The organism is Kocuria sp. HSID17590 (assembly GCF_003989485.1).
In the GTDB taxonomy this organism is placed as follows: domain Bacteria; phylum Actinomycetota; class Actinomycetes; order Actinomycetales; family Micrococcaceae; genus Kocuria; species Kocuria salsicia.
On sequence record NZ_RBMB01000001.1, the window covers coordinates 112,379 to 128,433 of the forward strand.

The following is a 16,055-nucleotide window of genomic DNA, read 5'->3' on the forward strand; positions in this document are numbered from 1 at the left end:
GGATCCCGCACCGTGGCAGGTCAGCCCGTGAAACGCAAACTCATCGAGGTCTCGATTCCTCTGGAGGCCATCAACGAGCAGTCCGCGCGGGAGAAGTCCATCCGCCACGGCCATCCCTCCACACTTCACCTCTGGTGGGCCCGCCGCCCTCTCGCAGCCGCGCGCTCCGTTCTCTTCGCGCAATTGGTGGACGACCCTTCGTCCTTCGAGGACCTCTACCGGGAGGAAGCCCGCGCCCAGGGGGTCCCGGCAGATGAGATCGATGAATGGGTGGAGGACCGTATCGCGGCAGAGCGTGCTCGCCTACACCAGCTCATGACGGAGCTTTCGGACTGGGACAACCTCGGTAACGAGGCCCTGTGGGAGCGAGCACGGCAGGAGATCCTCAAGTCCACGGACGGTAACCCGCCGCCCATCGTGGACCCGTTCGCCGGAGGGGGGTCCATCCCGCTCGAAGCCCAGCGGCTCGGCCTCGAAGCTCATGCCAGTGACCTCAACCCTGTGGCCGTTCTGATCAACCGCGCCATGATCGAAATTCCGCCGAAGTTCGCGAATCGTCGACCCGTCCATCCGAGCGCCGAGTCCCGCACCACGTGGGCTGGCGCGCAAGGACTAGCCGAGGACGTACGCCGCTACGGGGAATGGATGCGCGATGAAGCGCATCGTCGTATCGGGGATCTTTATCCAGACGCTCGTCTGGAGGATGGTTCAACGGCTCCAGTGATCGCATGGATCTGGGCCCGGACCGTTCCCTGTCCGAACCCGGCCTGCGGGATCGAAATGCCTTTGGTGCGTTCCTGGTGGCTGGGTAAGAAGAAGGGCAAAGAGGCATATGTGGTACCCCGGGTGGAAAACGGGCGTGTGGAGTTCTCCGTCGGCCACAACCCAGCGGCAGGCCCCTCCGCCAGCGAGGACGGCACTGTCGGACGACTTGGAGCTCAATGCGTTGCTTGTTGTACCCACGTGGACCTGAAGTACGTCAGATCCGAGGGACAGGCAGGCCGCATAGGTGAGCGATTGATGGCCGTAGTGGCACAGGGGCAGAGAACCCGAACGTATGTGGGTTCTGACAGCGAGCACGAAAATGCCGCAAGGCTTAAGAATCCCGCTAAGGATTTTGCCGCAAACAAATTGGGGAATGATTTACGCAGGATCGCCCCTCCATTATACGGTCTGAACACTTTTTCAGATCTTTTTACGAAGCGGCAACTGATAGCACTGACCACCTTCTCCGATCTGGTTAGCGAGGCCCGAGAGCGGGTTCTAGAGGACGCCATAGCATCCGGCATGGCGCGGGGAAACTCGCTCGCCGAGGGAGGAATCGGAGCCCTCGCTTATGCGGATTCCTTATCAACCTATTTAGGTTTTTGCGTGTCACGACTTACGGACTACCTGTCCTCACTCACCACATGGGCGAGCAACCCTCAAATGGAGATTCTCCGGAACTTGTTTGCCAGACAGGCCATCCCAATGGCATGGGACTTCGCGGAAGGAAACCCATTCGCGAAGTCCTCGGGAAGCCTAACAAAAATGATTTCCGCAATCGCGAAATCCATTGACCTTTTTTCGGGCTCTTCCGCAGGAAAAGCAGATCAAGCCGATGCGGCTTCCCGAAGCTACGGCGATATGCTGATTTCCACTGACCCCCCGTACTACGACAACATCGGCTATTCAGACCTCTCTGATTTTTTTTACGTGTGGCTGCGCCGCACCCTTCGCAAGATCCACCCGGATCTGTTCGGAGCCATGCTGGTGCCCAAGGATGAGGAACTCGTGGCCAACCCCTACCGCCATGGCGGTAAAACTGGCGCCCAAGAGTTCTTCGAGCGCGGGTTCAACGATGTCTTCGCTCGAGCCCGAGAGTCGGCCGGCGCGGAGTATCCCATCACGGTGTTCTACGCCTTCAAACAGTCCGAGACCAACAAGGAAGGCACGGCCTCGACGGGGTGGGAAACACTGCTGGAGGGGATGGTCAAGAACGGCTGGCAGATCACGGGTACCTGGCCCATGAGATCGGAGAGAACCGGTCGCATGCTCTCCGTGGGTACCAATGCGCTGGCCTCGTCGATTGTCCTCGCGCTACGCCCGCGGCCGAACGGTGCGGGGATCACCGATCAGCGCACCTTCCGGGACGAACTGTTGGAGGAGCTGCCCGACCGCCTGTACGAGATGCAGCAGGGAACCATCGCCCCCGTGGACCTGCCCCAGGCAGCGATCGGCCCGGGGATGGCCATCTACTCCCGCTACGACCGAGTGCTGCAGGCGGACGGTTCTTCCTTGACCGTCCGGCAGGCACTGCAGATGATCAACGGCGTCCTGGACGAGGTCCTGGACGAGCAGGAGAACGACTTCCACCCCGAAACCCGATGGTGCGTCAAGTGGTACGCGCAGAACGGGTTCGCCCCCGCGCCGTACGGCACCGCCGAGACGCTGGCCTCGGCTGTGAACACGTCGGTGGCGAGGCTCGCGCGCTCCGGCGCCGTGAAGGCCGGCGGGGGCGAGGTCAAGCTCCTCTCCCCCAATGACCTCCCTTCGGACTACCGGCCGGACCTGGACAACGTGGTTACCCTGTGGGAGGTCACGCTGCAGACCGCCACCGCGCTGACCCGAGAGGGCGAAGGTATCGAAACCGCGGGCACGGTCATCGCCCGCTCGGACGGACGGGTGGACCGGCAGGCCGTCAAGGATCTCGCCTTCCTGGTGTTCTCGCTGGCAGAGAAGCGCAAGGACTCGGCCACGGCTCAACTGTTCAACGCCCTGGCCACCTCGTGGCCGGAGATCACCGCGGTGGCGGACCGTTTCACCCGCACCTCCCTGAACCACCAGACCACCCTCGACCTCGGCTGAGAGGCAACCTCATGGCACCCACCAACCGCGAACGCGTGACCCAGGCCCTGGAGCTGCTCGCGGGAGCACTCGGCCCCGTGGTCGAACGGGTGCTGGCCCCCCACGTACCGGATGGCCACGAATGGCCGGTCATCCAGAAGACCCTGGACGAGGCCACCGGGCGCGACGTCTCCCGGCAGACCTACGGGTCCAACGACCTCCACCTCATGCTCAGGGTCACGACCAAGCGTCTGGGCAACCTCGGCTTCCCCTTCTCCGACACGTTCTCCCGGGCGGAGAGCAACCTGCTCAACGAAGTGGCGGTCATCCGCAACCGATGGGCCCACATGGAACAGTTCAGCAGTGACGACACGCTGCGAGCGCTCGACACCGTGGAACGGTTGCTGGCGGTGCTGGACGCCCCCGAGGCGACCAAGTCCGTGCGCACGGAACGGATGGCCCTGAACCGCCGCGTCTACGAGGAACAGGCCCGCGCCGACACCCGACACGTGGTGACGGGGCCCGAGGACGAGGACCTCGAACCGTGGCACCACGTGCTCCGGCCGCGGCAGGACGTGCTGGACGGCCGCCAGAAGGAGAGCGACTTCGCGGCGAACCTCCACTCCGTGGCCACCGGGGCCGGGGACCTGGGGTCCGAGTACACGGATCCGCGCCACTTCTTCCGCATCACGTACGTCACCGAAGGACTTCAGGACCTGCTGGAGCAGGCCGCGGGCCGAGTCTCCGGCGCGGGGGACGGCGACCCGGTGATCAACCTCCAGACGACCTTCGGTGGTGGCAAGACCCACTCCATGCTGGCGGTCTGGCACCTCTTCTCCGGGGTGGAGCCCCGGGAGCTCCCCGACGAGATCCAGGGCATCCTGCAGCGCTCCGGAGCGACCGGCCGGAGCCTCCCGGTCCGGCGTGCAGCGATCGTGGGCAACGAGGTCTCCCCCGGTCAGGCGTCCGTCAAAGAGGACGGCACCCAGGTCCGCACGCTCTGGGGAGAACTCGCGTGGCAGCTGGGTGGTCCGGAAGGTTTCGCGCTGGTGGCCGATGCCGACGCCACCGCGACCAATCCCGGGTCCGCACTGCGCGAACTCCTCGCGCGGTACTCGCCGTGTGTAGTCCTGATCGACGAATGGGTGGCCTACGCCCGTCAGCTCCACGAGCGGGACGGACTCCCGGGAGGCAGCTTCGACACCCAGTTCACCTTCGCCCAGGCCCTCACCGAGGCGGTCTCCCAGACGCCAGGAGCTCTCCTGTTGGTCTCCATCCCGGCATCCGATTCAGGGCAGGGGGAGGAGAAGACGTACAACAACCTGGAGACGGGCGGCCACCACGGGCTGGCGGCCCTCAAGCGGTTGGAGAACGTGGTGGGCCGTACCGCCCACCAGTGGCAGCCGGCCACGTCCCACGAGAGCTTCGAGATCGTCCGTCGTCGTCTGTTCCGGGAGGTCGACGCGGAATCCGGGCGCAAGATCCGCAAGACGGCGAGGCGGTTCGCGGACTTCTACCGTCAGAACGCCGATGAACTCCCCCGGGAGGTCCGCGAAGCCTCCTACGAGGAACGGATCAGGCTCGCCTTCCCCATCCACCCCGAATTGTTCGATCGGCTCTACGAGGACTGGTCCACCCTGGAACGGTTCCAGCGAACTCGCGGCGTTCTGCGGCTCATGAGCACCGTGGTGCGCGTGCTGGTGGAGCAGGGAGACCGCTCCGCCCTCATCATGCCCGGAACCGTCCCTGTGGGCGCTGATCGTGTGCGCTCCGAGATGCGCCAGTACATCGACCCCTCCTGGTCCAGCGTGATCGACGCCGACGTGGACGGCCCGGATGCGAACGCGGTGGTGCTGGACCGGGAGAAGCCCGTGCTGGGATCGCGCTCCGTGGCCACCAGACTCGCCAGGACCTTGTTCATGGCGTCGGCGGCCACGGTGGAGTCCTCGCACAAGGGAGCGACCACGCCCGAGCTCTTCCTCGGTCTGGCCGTGCCGGGGGACGTGCTCGGCAACTTCCACTCCGGTCTGAGTCAGTTGGAGGATCGTTCCAGCTACATCTTCCACGACTCCGTCCGGCACTGGCTCGACCTCTCCCCCTCCCTCAACAGGACCGCCCGGGACCGGGCGGGTTCCTTGAGCAGGGAGGACGTGGACGCGGAGATCGTACGACGCCTGAAACTCCATGCGGGCGACCCCTCCCACCTGTTCCACCAGGTCATCCTGGCCCCCACCGACGGTGCGGACGTTCCCGAGGGCGATGAGACCCGCTTGGTGGTCCTCGGGACGGAACATGCTCACCGCAACGACCGCCGCAACCGCGCCTCGTCCGCCGCCACGGACGCCGCGCGGGACATCACGATCCGGCGGGGCGGCAGCGGACGGGAGCGCCGCAACACGCTCCTCTTCCTGGCCCCCGACGAGAACCGCCTGGAGGAACTTCGCACCACTGTCCGCGAGCACCTGGCCTGGCGGAGCATCGTCGACGAAGCCGAGCAGATGGACCTCCGTCAGGAACAGCTGCGCACCGCCCGGACACGATTGGATGAGGAGAATGCCCGGGTGGGCCACCGGATCACCGGCACGTGGATCTGGTGCCTGGCCCCGCGACAGAAAGACGGTCGGTCCCCCGACATCACCATCACGATCAACAAGGCGGACGACCAGGAGAAACGCCTGGCGGTCCGCGCCGAGGAGAAGTTCCGTTCCTCGCAGGACCTGCTCACCCGGACCTACAGCCCCGCCCTGATCCGGAACTACCTGGAGAAGGAGCTCCACCGCGTCTGGAACCGTGGCCACGTCTCCGTGGCCGAGCTCTGGGATCTACACACCAAGTTCCTGTACCTGCCCCGGCTCCGACGCATGGCGGTCATGACGCACGGGTTGGAAGGTCCGGACACCCTGGCCGTGGATGCCAGGGACTTCTGGTTCGCCTCCGCCTTCGACGAATCCACGGGTGACTACGCGAACCTGGTCAGCCCTGCGGAGAACGCTCACCGATCGAACTCCATCACGGCCGACACCCTGCTGGTGCGGCCCGAGATCGCGGAACAGCAGCGACTCCGGGAGGAGCACGCGCGACAGGAAGCCGAAGCCGCGGCAGAGGAGGTCGGTACGTCCCACACGGAAGGCCTTGACTCCGCGGACACGCCCCGGCCCGAAGACCCAGTGGCCGGCACGCCTCCAGGTTTCACCGATCCCTCTCCTCGGGAGTTGACCCGGAACGTCTCCTACGAGGGGAGCATCGTGATCCACCCCGGTAGGGACATCACCGCGGTCATGAACATGCTCGCCGAGGAAATCATCGAGAACCTGAACTCCTGTGATCCGGACGCCCTGGACGTGCGGGTCAGCATTTCGGCCAAGAAGATCGACGGCTTCGACGAACGCACGGTCCGCAACGTGACGGAGAACGCCAAGAACATCGGTGTACGTCCCTCCAACTTCCAGGACGGCTGATGAGCACCTACGGTCGACCCCCCAGAACCGTGGCCGATACCTCTGTACCGCCGGATCCTCGTGTGGTCAGGGCCCTGGGCGGCCACCACACACTCACCAGCGCACTGGCCGACCTCGTGGACAATTCGGTGGACGCTGGTGCGTCACACGTGCTCGTCCGATTCCTGACCGACACCGACAGACCTGTGGGCCTGATGGTCGTGGACGACGGGCGGGGGATGTCCACTGCGGAGTTGGAGAAGGCCATGGTCTACGGGGGCCGCCGTGACTACGCACAGGGGGATCTGGGACATTACGGCGTGGGGATGAAGGCATCCTCCCTCAGCCAGGCCGCGGAAATGCACGTCTTCACCCGGAAGGACGGGTGCGTGGCGGCCGGTCGGGGTCTGGACGCGGACGACCTGGGAACGGCTGCTGGCCCGAGGGTCTCGAGTTTCGACCCCGCTGATGCCGCAGCGCGGCTTGACGACGCCCGAGTTCCCTTTCGCCTGGAGACGGGGACGGTCGTGCAGTGGCTGCGGCCCCGAGGGTTCAGCCGAGCGGACGATCCAGAGGAAACGAGGAGGTGGCTCAGCACGACTCGGCACAGGATCGGGAACGAGCTCGGCATGATCTTCCACCGCCTCATCCGCAAGGGGACTCTCACGATTCTGCTGGACGATTTCGATCTGGCCGTGAACGACTCGGGCATTCCCGAACCCGTGGCCCCTCTGGATCCTTTCGGGTATCCCAAGAGCGGACATCCAGGGTTTCCCGATGACCTCTGCTCCACCGTGGAGGGTGTGCCCTTCTGCCTCTCCGCAGCCATCTGGCCCCGTGCCGACACCTCGAAAGCGGAGTTCTGCCTGGGCACGAGGGACGGCATGGCTCGTCAAGGTTTCTACATCTACCGGAACGACCGTCTCCTGCAGGCCGGCGGATGGAACGGTCTCCACGAGCCCACTCCGGACAGGATGTACGCGCGGGTGGCCATCGAGTTGACCCACGACCTGCAGCCTCACGTCCGGCTGAACTCGGAGAAACAGGGCATCGAGTTCACCCAAGGCTTCGTGGAAGCGGTTCGCTCGTCCCGTTCTCCTGACTCCGGACGAACGTTCAACGAATATCTCGAGGCCGCAGCGGGAGCCGCCGCCCAGGCTCGAAAGCGACAGAGACGGCAAGAACTGCTGGTACGGCCAGAGGGCGGTGGAATCGCCGGGGCCGTCTACGATGCCATGGAGGAAAACTTCGGTTTCGATCCCGACCAACCCGGGATGGACGTGTCCTGGGAGGTCCTCGACCCGGAAAAGGTCTTCGACATCGACATGGACGGACGCACACTCCGATTGAACCTACGACACAGGAGGGCACTCACGGGACGCGCCGGAACCGTGTCCCCCGCCAATTCCCCCATGCTCACCACTCTGCTTTATCTCTTCGCACGGAGCGAATTCAAGAGGGTCAACAGTGGAACATTATGGCTCGAGACGCAGCAGAAGTGGCAGAACATCCTCCTGGCGGCTGTGAAAGCCCAGGAAGATTCCGACGGCGGCAACCCCCGATCAGGCCGAGGAGCACCATGAGACCTAACCCGGAAAAACTTTCCCACGAAACCCTGCGAGAGTACTTCGCAAATCCGTCCCGCTACCCGCACCTATTGGGGAAGAACGGAGAATTTCTCGTGGTGGTGGATTCTGCTGAGAACCGGATCCAGTTGCACGCGCCGATGGATGGGTCCGATTCCGGCGCCGCCCTCCAGCTCAGAAGTCTTGAATTGGATCTGGACGATGACAACCAAAAATACGTGTTGACCGTGCAAGCAGGGGATTATCCCGAGGCAGCCTACTCCCTGGCGTACGCCGTCTACCAGGGAATGAACTCGGGCAAGTCCTTCCGCGTGTCGCTCAACTCGGCAGTCGAGTCCTTCAAAGAACTTCTGGCCCGGAAGCGGCGGCTCTCCGATGATCAAGTCGCTGGGTTGTTCGGGGAATTGCTCGTATTGGAGCACCTGATGAAAATTGTGGGTGTGGACAGCGCAGTCAACTCCTGGCTCGGCCCCCGGGGAGAGGAACATGATTTCGGTCTCAACAGCGTTCAGCTGGAGGTCAAGACGACGCTGTCCGAACGCCGGAACCACGTCATCAACGGGGCCAACCAACTCCTGCCCCGCGAAGGGTCGTCTCTCTGGCTTCTCTCGATCCAATTGACTCGAGTGGGGTCAGGACGAGGCGCGTCCCTCGACGACCTGTGCGAATCCTTGCTGCGTACCGCAGGGAGCCGATCCCCTGAGCTCAGGAAGCTGCTCGAGGGATGCGGGTGGGTCCGTGACAATCGTGGCCTGTACGGCACTCGTCTCGCTCTGCGCTCACGACCCCGCGCCTTCCACGTCACCTCGGACTTCCCGGCTCTGACGGAGAACAGGATCAGCCAGGTCGTCGCATCCTCACACCTGATCTCCAACGTGAAGTACAGGGTGGACGTCACCGGGTTGCCTCATGGCACTCCTCATGAATGCATCGCCGACTTCGTCGAAGGGAACTAGGTCATGTCCGAACCACTCGCCCACACCATCGTCAAAGCCTTGCGGACCATGGAGGACGACGCTCCCCACAACCTCACAGACACGGTCAACTTCTTCCGCGGCCGCGACGGAGAGGACGTGGTCCCCGCGGAGACCGTCTTCGAGGCGCTGGTACCCGACGACGTCAATGCGCCCGCACGCACTAGATTGTTCGTCGATCTGAATCGCTGGATGGAGGCCCAGGACCTGGACGTTGACCTCGGCGACGCGAGAATCCGGTCCAACCCGAACTCCAGCGAGAGACGGCAGCAAATTTTCGATGCGCTGGGTATTTCTGGGATCGATGACGAACGGCTTCATCACACTTTTCCCAATCTCGAGGAAAAGCGATCGACCCTGATCGTCGCTGAAAATTGGACTCCGTGGTATAACCCGGCCGCTCAGGGAAACTTCTACTGGGACCAGTATCGAAGCGTCTTGGAATCCAAGGGATTCCCGCAAGACGCTCTCGCAGATCTTGACGAATCCACGACCAAGGTGATCCAGAGGTTGTCCGATCCTTCGGCACCGGAGGCCTACCAGTCCAAAGGCCTCGTGATGGGCTATGTCCAGAGCGGTAAGACTGCCAACTTCGCCGGCACCATCGCCAAGGCCGTGGATGCAGGATATAAATTGGTGATTGTGCTGACCGGGACCATCGAACTGCTCCGCGCGCAGACGCAGAAGCGTTTGGACAAGGAACTCGTGGGAGTGGAGAACGTCCTGGGCGGAGTGGCCACCAAGGTCAAGGAGCTCGAACGACGGATCGCAGAGCTTGATGGCGACGATGCTTCGATTCGCGAGGAACGAGAACATCTCCAGGCCGAGCTACACGGCATCTCAAAGGGTCTGGATTACATATCCACTGGAGACGAGGACTGGAAACAGGGCAAGTTCGCGCGCTTCGGCATGGACCCAAAGCTCGCCGGTGCACCTCGAATCATCCGGTTGACTTCTGCCGCCAAGGACTTCCAGCAAGTGCGGTTCCAACACTATCTGACCGACTACCAGGAAAACTTCCGAAACCCCCAGAGACCCTTGTACGATCCTGAGAACCTGGCTTCCGCCAATGCGCTCCTGGCTGTTGTCAAAAAGAATTCCTCGACGCTCTCGAAGCTTCGATCCTTCCTGGGCAGCATGTCGACGGATCTTTCTGACATTCCGGCACTCATCATCGATGACGAGGCGGACCAGGCGTCCATCAACACCACGCGGCAGAAGAAAACCGCTGAAGACATCGAACGCACCAAGATCAATGGTCATATCGCAGGCATTCTGGGACAGATGCCGCGCTGCCAATACCTCGCCTACACGGCCACACCCTTCGCCAATGTCTTCGTTGATCCGGACGATGCTTCCGACATTTTCCCCAAGGATTTCATATTGGCCCTGGAGCCCTCCCCGGAGTACATGGGAGCCAAGCAGTATTTCGACCTCGAAGGTATCCCTGAAGATCCCACGCCACAGAACTCCAACTCCGCAGCCTATTTCCGCCCGATCGGCGTGGACGAGAACGGCAACGCGGAGGAGAGTGATCTCCGAGCCGCCATCGATGCGTTCATACTCGCGGGTGCCGTGAAACTCTGGAGAAGAGGGAAGGTGGAGGACGCGGGATCGCTGCGCCACCACACGATGATGATCCATGAAGGATCGAAAAATGCGGATCACGCCGAAACGTTGCAGAAAGTGCAACGCGCGTGGCACAGCGCGGCGCCATCCTCCGCGACCGGGGTGGCCCGTCTACGGAAGTTATGGGAAGGGGATTTTCTGGAGGTGTCCGCCGCACGCGCTGCTGAGTCGCCTGTTCCCGAGGACTTCGAAGCTTTGAAGCCGTACGTTGCCGAGGCGGTACGGCGAATCAATGCCGGACGCGTTCTGGATGGAGAACCCAGTCCCGTTGTGCTGGTCAATGGAACCAAGGACTCCGTGTACCGCCAACCGGACATCGATTTCGATGGCGGGGAAGTATGGAAAATCCTCGTCGGTGGCACCAAGTTGAGCCGCGGGTTCACGGTGGAGGGGTTGACGACGACCGTCTACACCCGTGTCACGGTTGCCGCGGACACATTGATGCAAATGGGCCGATGGTTCGGTTATCGCAAACATTATCGAGACTTGGTGCGTCTCTACCTGGGCAGTAGCATCGAGAAAGGTGGTCGAATCGTGGATCTCCATGAGACGTTCACCAGCATTGCCAGGGACGAGGAGGACTTCCGGGCCGAACTGCGTCAGTTCGCGCAGTGGGATGACACCCGAGATCCCATCACCCCGATGGACGTGGCTCCCCTGGTAACTCAACGGCTGCCCTGGCTGAAACCCACGGGAGCCAACAAGATGTACAATGCAAAAATTCTTCAGAAGGCCCAAGGCGGCCGTCTCGTGGATCTGTTCCAGATGAGGGACTGGACCAGCGGCGCGAATGCACGGAACCTTGACCTTCTCAGTGCGCACATCTTCCCTGCTCTGACCGACGAAGGGTATTTTCTGAATGATTCGGGAATGCCATACAGGGTTCGCTATGGCACTCTCCCGGCCAAGGAGGTGTCTTCCTTCTTGGATCAATTCAAGTTCTACGAGCCCGATTCGTACGCTGCGGAACGGGGATTCATACGCTCGAAGAGCCAAGATCCCTCGGGCGGTGGTATCGAGGACTTCCTGATCTACCTCCCCATCCTGGAGCCGAGGACGGGAGGGTACGCCCAAGTGGATTTGCCTGGTCTCAGCGGAACCTGCGCCCACGTACTCAAACGGCAACGGCGTGCCGGACGCAACGACTTCTCCGGAAGCTCACTACGCCAGCGAGTTGCTGCCGAGATCGTTTCCGGCCGCCCTCTCGACGAGCTCGGTGTCCCCACCGATGACGAACTGGCCACCAGTTTGCGACGGGAAAAACGTGCTGCGCTGATGATCACGCTTGCCGCGGACCAGAAGGGGGGAAGAAGTGAGCCCGATGACCTCAAGGACCCCGTTGATTCCCGTGACATCGTGACCCTGCTGAGCGTTTCGGTGCCTTACTCGTCAGCACCCAAGGGCGTGATACGGCGTGCGGTCAGGGATAAGAAGAATCGTTTCTCCCCCATCATCGATCCCAACTGATCATATGATTGCGAAGGACGGCGCGCGGCTACCCGGCCCCGCGCCGTCGTCCCCGCACAGTCGCGCACAAGAAGGGGCCCGCGGCACGCGCCACGGGCCCCACAGAAGCACGGAAGAAGACCCGAACCTCAGTCCACCGCCAACCGCCCCCGCTTCGCGTGCGGGTGCCGGCCGTGCACCGCGTGGTAGAGCAGCGCCGCCACGACCACCAGCACCGCCAGCACCGTGTACATGGTGCCGAACCCGGTGGCGGAGAGCAACAGACCCAGGATCACAGGGCCCACGCCCACGCCCACGTCCATGAGCAGCAGCAGCGTGGAGATGCCGGTGCCCAGCTTGTGGGCGGGCACCGCGTTCACGGCGATAGCCTGCGCGGCCGGCATGAGCGTGCCGTAGCCCAGGCCAGTCATGGCGCCGGCCACGACCACCTGCCAGTCCTGGTTGGCCACCGCCAGGATGCCCAGGGCCACGGCGAAGCAGACGAGGCCCAGGTAGACCACCACGTTGTCGCCGCGCTGGTCCTGCACCTTGCCCAGCACCAGGCGCATGATCAGCATGGCCACGGCGTACGCCACGAAGAACAGGGCGGCGCCGGTGGTGACTCCGCGGTCCTCGGCATAGGCGTTGAGGTAGGTGATGACGCCCGCGTAGCAGACGCCCACCACCAGCATGAAGGAGCCGATGGGCAGCACTGCCGGGTGGGCGATGTCGCTGAGCGAGAAGGCCGCGCGTTGCTTGTCTACCTCCTGGTTGGCCTGGGCTTCACGCTTGACCAGGGGCTCCCGCAGGAAGACACCGAGCACCAGGCCGAGCACGGCGGTGACGAGGGTCGTCCAGAACAGCCACGTGTAGTTCAGCGAGCCCACCAGGAAGAGCCCCAGCGCGGGCCCCACCGCAGTGGCCAGGGTGGTGCCCAGCGCGAAGTACCCGGTGCCCTCGCCGCGGCGGGAGTCGGGGATCACGGACTGCGCGATCGTCATCACGGCGGTGCTCGCGAACGCGTACCCGAAACCGTGCAGCAGACGCACCCCGATCAGCACGGGCAGAGACCCGGCAGGCAGGTACAGCGCGCACGCCACGGCCACGACCACGAGCGCGATCAGCAGCATCTTCCGGCGGCCAAGGATGTCCACGAGGTATCCGGAGACCAGCCGCGCGACGGTCGCCCCCACCACGAACGCACTGGACGCGAAACCGCCCACCGCGTCCGAGGCGGCAAAGCTCTTCACCGCGTACAGCGCCATGGTGGTGACCAGCATGTAGAAGGTCAGGTACTGCAGGAAGTTGACCACCCACGCGACCACGAACGTGGGCGTGACCAGCCGTGCCGGGCCCGCCGAGTGTGCGGGACCGGGCGTGGCCTGCTCCACCACAACCGGCAGTTGACCTGTGGGAACGTCGTCCTTCGCGTCGACCGACACGGGCACCTCCTGGAGTTTTTGGGTTTGTATAGTGCAAGATATTACCCCAGGATTTGTATTATGCAATTTTTGCCGACGACCCCGCTCCCCCGTCTTTCCGCCCCGCCTACCGTTGAGAGCTGCCACGGCGGCAGCCCCTCGGAAGCCGTCCACCCGGGGATGAAAGGATGGAACCGTGCACAGCGATGACTCAGTGAGCGAACTCGTCTACGAGAACATGCTGCTCTCGAGATACGCCCTCCAGGGAGCACCACCCCAGTCCCGCCGGGAGGCGCTGGACCGCAGCTCCACCGTGCTCCTCGCCCGTCTGCAGGCCGGCGGCCCCATGAGCGTGGCCGAGCTGGCCCAGTCCTTCGGTCTGGACATCTCCACCGTCCACAGGCAGGTCGCAGCCGCCATGAAGAGCGGTCTGATCGAGCGCATCAAGGACCCTGAGGGCGGCGTCGCCAAGAAGCACCAACCCACCGAGGAGGGCGTGCACCGTCTTGCGGAGGAACTGGAGGTCCGCCGCGAGTCCTACCAGCGTTTCATTGCGGACTGGCCGCAGGAGGACGTCACCGCGCTGGCCCGTCTCACCCGCCGCTTCAACGAGAGCGTGGAGGCCACCCTCGGCCACAGCTGGCCGCGCGACTACCCCACCGAGTCCTAGCGCACGACGCCGCCCGGGCCGTCCTCAGCACCCCTCCACCTCCGTGATCAGCAGCGCCACGTGCAGGGACGTCCGCGACTCCGGATCGTCCAGCGACACCCCCAGCCTGCGTTCCAGCCGGGCCAGCCGCCCGCAGAGCGCCGGGCGGGAGAGGTGGATCCGCTGGGCCAGCAGGCTCTTGTTCCCGTCGCACGCCAGGAACTGTGTCAACAGCTCACGGTCCTCGTGGCGCTCCACGTCCAGGACGCTCCCGAGTTCCGCGCGCGCGAACATCTGCACGCGCTCGTCCCCGCGCAGCATCGCGAGCAGCCCGCGCAGCCGCACGTCCTGTGCGCGGAGGCACCACCGCCGAGCGGAACCGGAGCGCACAGAACCGGACCGGGCGGCGTCGTCCTGTGCCGCGCGGTCCGCCACGGTCCCGTCCTGCGAGGGGCCACCTTCCGCGCAACCGTCCCGCACGAGCAGGGACACCGCGGCCTCCGCGATCATTCCGGCCTCGTCCAGGCGGGCGGCCGCGCCGATCATCCCCGACTCTGGCTCGGAGACCCCCGCGAGCACCCGCCACGCTCCCCCAGGCGCTGCTCCGCCGCCGTAAGCACCCGTTCCACCACGGCGTCCTGAGGTGTGCGCACGGCCAGCGGCACCAGCACGGCCACGGAGGCAGCGCCGAGACGGCCAGCAAGCGCCGTCGTGCGCTCCCGGCCCAGCGCCCACGCGAGCGCATCGAGCACCGCGACGCCGCACGCCGCCGCCACACGACCTCGGCACCCAGTAGCCGCCCGGCTTCTGCAACGATCCGCTGGACCGGAGCGGCCTCCAGGGTCAGCTGGGTGAAGACCTTGTGGATGCGGCGGTCCGTCTCCAGCTGCTCGAGCTGACGCGCGGCGATCCGGCGGTGCGCCTCCTGCGTGACGGCCACGAACCGCACCTGGCGGCTCAACAGGTACACGGGCAGCTCCCGGTGAGCGGCCGCCGCGCGCAGCACCCGCACCACGGGCTCCCGCCCGGAGAGCACCTCGACCGCGAGCGCCCCGGTGAGGGCGCCGTGGGCAAGGTCGTGCTGATCGGACTGGCCGTGGTCGTGACACCGTTCACCGTCCTGGCCATCATTGGGCGCGTCATCGGGTTCTTCTAGACCCGCTCCGCCGCAGACCCACCCCAGGGCCGGGGCCACGGCTGACGAGCCCCTCCGTGCGCCATAGGGTGGAGGCATGACTCGGATCACCAGCTTCACGCGACAGGGACTCACGTTCGACGTTCTCGACCAGGGCCCGGAGGACGGCCCCGTGGTCCTGTTGCTGCACGGTTTCCCGCAGGATGCCCGCGGCTGGGACGACGTCGCCGAACGGCTGAACGCGCAGGGGCTGCGCACTCTCGCCATGGACCAGCGTGGGTACTCCCCGGGCGCCCGCCCCACCGAGCTGGCCGCGTACCGCCGCGAGGAGCTCTCCGGGGACGCGCTGGCCCTCGCGGACGAGGCCGGAGCGGAGCGGTTCCACCTGGTGGGCCACGACTGGGGCGGGGTGCTCGCCTGGGACATCGCCCTGCGCGCACCGGAGCGGGTGACCTCGCTGACCGTGCTGTCCACCCCGCACCCCACCGCGCTCGGGCACGCGCTCAAGACCCCGGACCAGCTCAAGAAATCCTGGTACATCGGCATGTTCCAGATCCCCGCCGCACCGGAGCGTCTGCTCGCCGGTCGCGTGGGAACCCTCACCCGCCGTGCGGGCATCCCCGAGGAGGCCGCGGAACGCTACGAGCGTCGCTTCGCCACCGCGGACGACCTGCGCGGGCCCATCAACTGGTACCGCGCCATGCTGCGCAAGGACGGCGTGACCGGTAAGAATGCTGGAAACGGCATCATCACGATGCCCACCACGTTTGTGTGGGGCAACCGGGATCCCGCCCTGGGCCGAACGGCCGCGGAGGAGACCGAGGTGTACGTGCACGCGCCGTACGAGTTCATCGAGCTCGATGCCGGGCACTGGCTGCCCGAGCGCGAGGCCCCCGCGGTGGCCGAGGCCATCGTGGACCGCATATCCTCCGTCACGTCCGACTGACGCCGA

At 64.7% G+C, this 16,055-nt stretch carries 10 protein-coding genes; 8 read left to right on the plus strand and 2 right to left on the minus strand.

The window, feature by feature from the left end; genetic code table 11:
• Positions 1-12 precede the first annotated feature (12 nt).
• The 5 genes from D8M39_RS00510 to D8M39_RS00530 are packed head-to-tail and all read left to right on the plus strand — an operon-like array spanning position 13 to position 11,919.
• Positions 13-2,847: a DUF1156 domain-containing protein gene (locus D8M39_RS00510; protein ID WP_238693882.1), complete on the plus strand. Its 2,835-nt coding sequence runs from the start codon at positions 13-15 to the stop codon at positions 2,845-2,847.
• 11 nt (positions 2,848-2,858) lie between these two features.
• Positions 2,859-6,284, plus strand: a complete 3,426-nt coding sequence (locus D8M39_RS00515; RefSeq protein ID WP_126874170.1) for a DUF499 domain-containing protein — start codon at positions 2,859-2,861, stop codon at positions 6,282-6,284.
• A complete protein-coding gene (locus D8M39_RS00520) occupies positions 6,284-7,846 on the plus strand; it encodes an ATP-binding protein (RefSeq protein WP_126874171.1) in 1,563 nt (520 codons plus the stop codon). The genes D8M39_RS00515 and D8M39_RS00520 overlap by 1 nt, the downstream gene beginning before the upstream one ends.
• On the plus strand, positions 7,843-8,805 hold the full coding sequence (locus D8M39_RS00525; protein ID WP_161971369.1) for a PD-(D/E)XK motif protein: 963 nt from the start codon (positions 7,843-7,845) through the stop codon (positions 8,803-8,805). Before D8M39_RS00520 ends, D8M39_RS00525 begins: the two co-directional genes overlap by 4 nt.
• Positions 8,806-8,808: 3 nt before the next feature.
• Entirely contained in the window at positions 8,809-11,919 is a 3,111-nt protein-coding gene (locus D8M39_RS00530; RefSeq protein WP_126874173.1) for a Z1 domain-containing protein, read from the plus strand.
• Between the two features lie 128 nt (positions 11,920-12,047).
• Here D8M39_RS00530 and D8M39_RS00535 read toward each other — a convergent pair whose 3' ends face one another.
• On the minus strand, positions 12,048-13,340 hold the full coding sequence (locus D8M39_RS00535) for an MFS transporter (RefSeq protein ID WP_202975497.1): 1,293 nt from the start codon (positions 13,338-13,340) through the stop codon (positions 12,048-12,050).
• A 175-nt stretch (positions 13,341-13,515) separates the two neighbouring features.
• Between D8M39_RS00535 and D8M39_RS00540 the strand changes: the two genes are divergently transcribed.
• Complete coding sequence (locus D8M39_RS00540) at positions 13,516-13,989, plus strand: MarR family winged helix-turn-helix transcriptional regulator (protein WP_098055728.1); 474 nt, start codon at positions 13,516-13,518, stop codon at positions 13,987-13,989.
• Positions 13,990-14,013: 24 nt separating this feature from the next.
• Here D8M39_RS00540 and D8M39_RS12845 read toward each other — a convergent pair whose 3' ends face one another.
• On the minus strand, positions 14,014-14,547 hold the full coding sequence (locus D8M39_RS12845) for a helix-turn-helix domain-containing protein (RefSeq protein WP_238693883.1): 534 nt from the start codon (positions 14,545-14,547) through the stop codon (positions 14,014-14,016).
• A gap of 283 nt (positions 14,548-14,830) precedes the next feature.
• Here D8M39_RS12845 and D8M39_RS12850 point away from each other — a divergent pair, with 283 nt between their 5' ends.
• Positions 14,831-15,124: a hypothetical protein gene (locus D8M39_RS12850; protein WP_238693884.1), complete on the plus strand. Its 294-nt coding sequence runs from the start codon at positions 14,831-14,833 to the stop codon at positions 15,122-15,124.
• 76 nt (positions 15,125-15,200) lie between these two features.
• Positions 15,201-16,049, plus strand: coding sequence for an alpha/beta fold hydrolase (locus D8M39_RS00550; protein WP_126874174.1), 849 nt, complete (start codon positions 15,201-15,203; stop codon positions 16,047-16,049).
• The last annotated feature ends 6 nt before the right edge of the window (positions 16,050-16,055 follow it).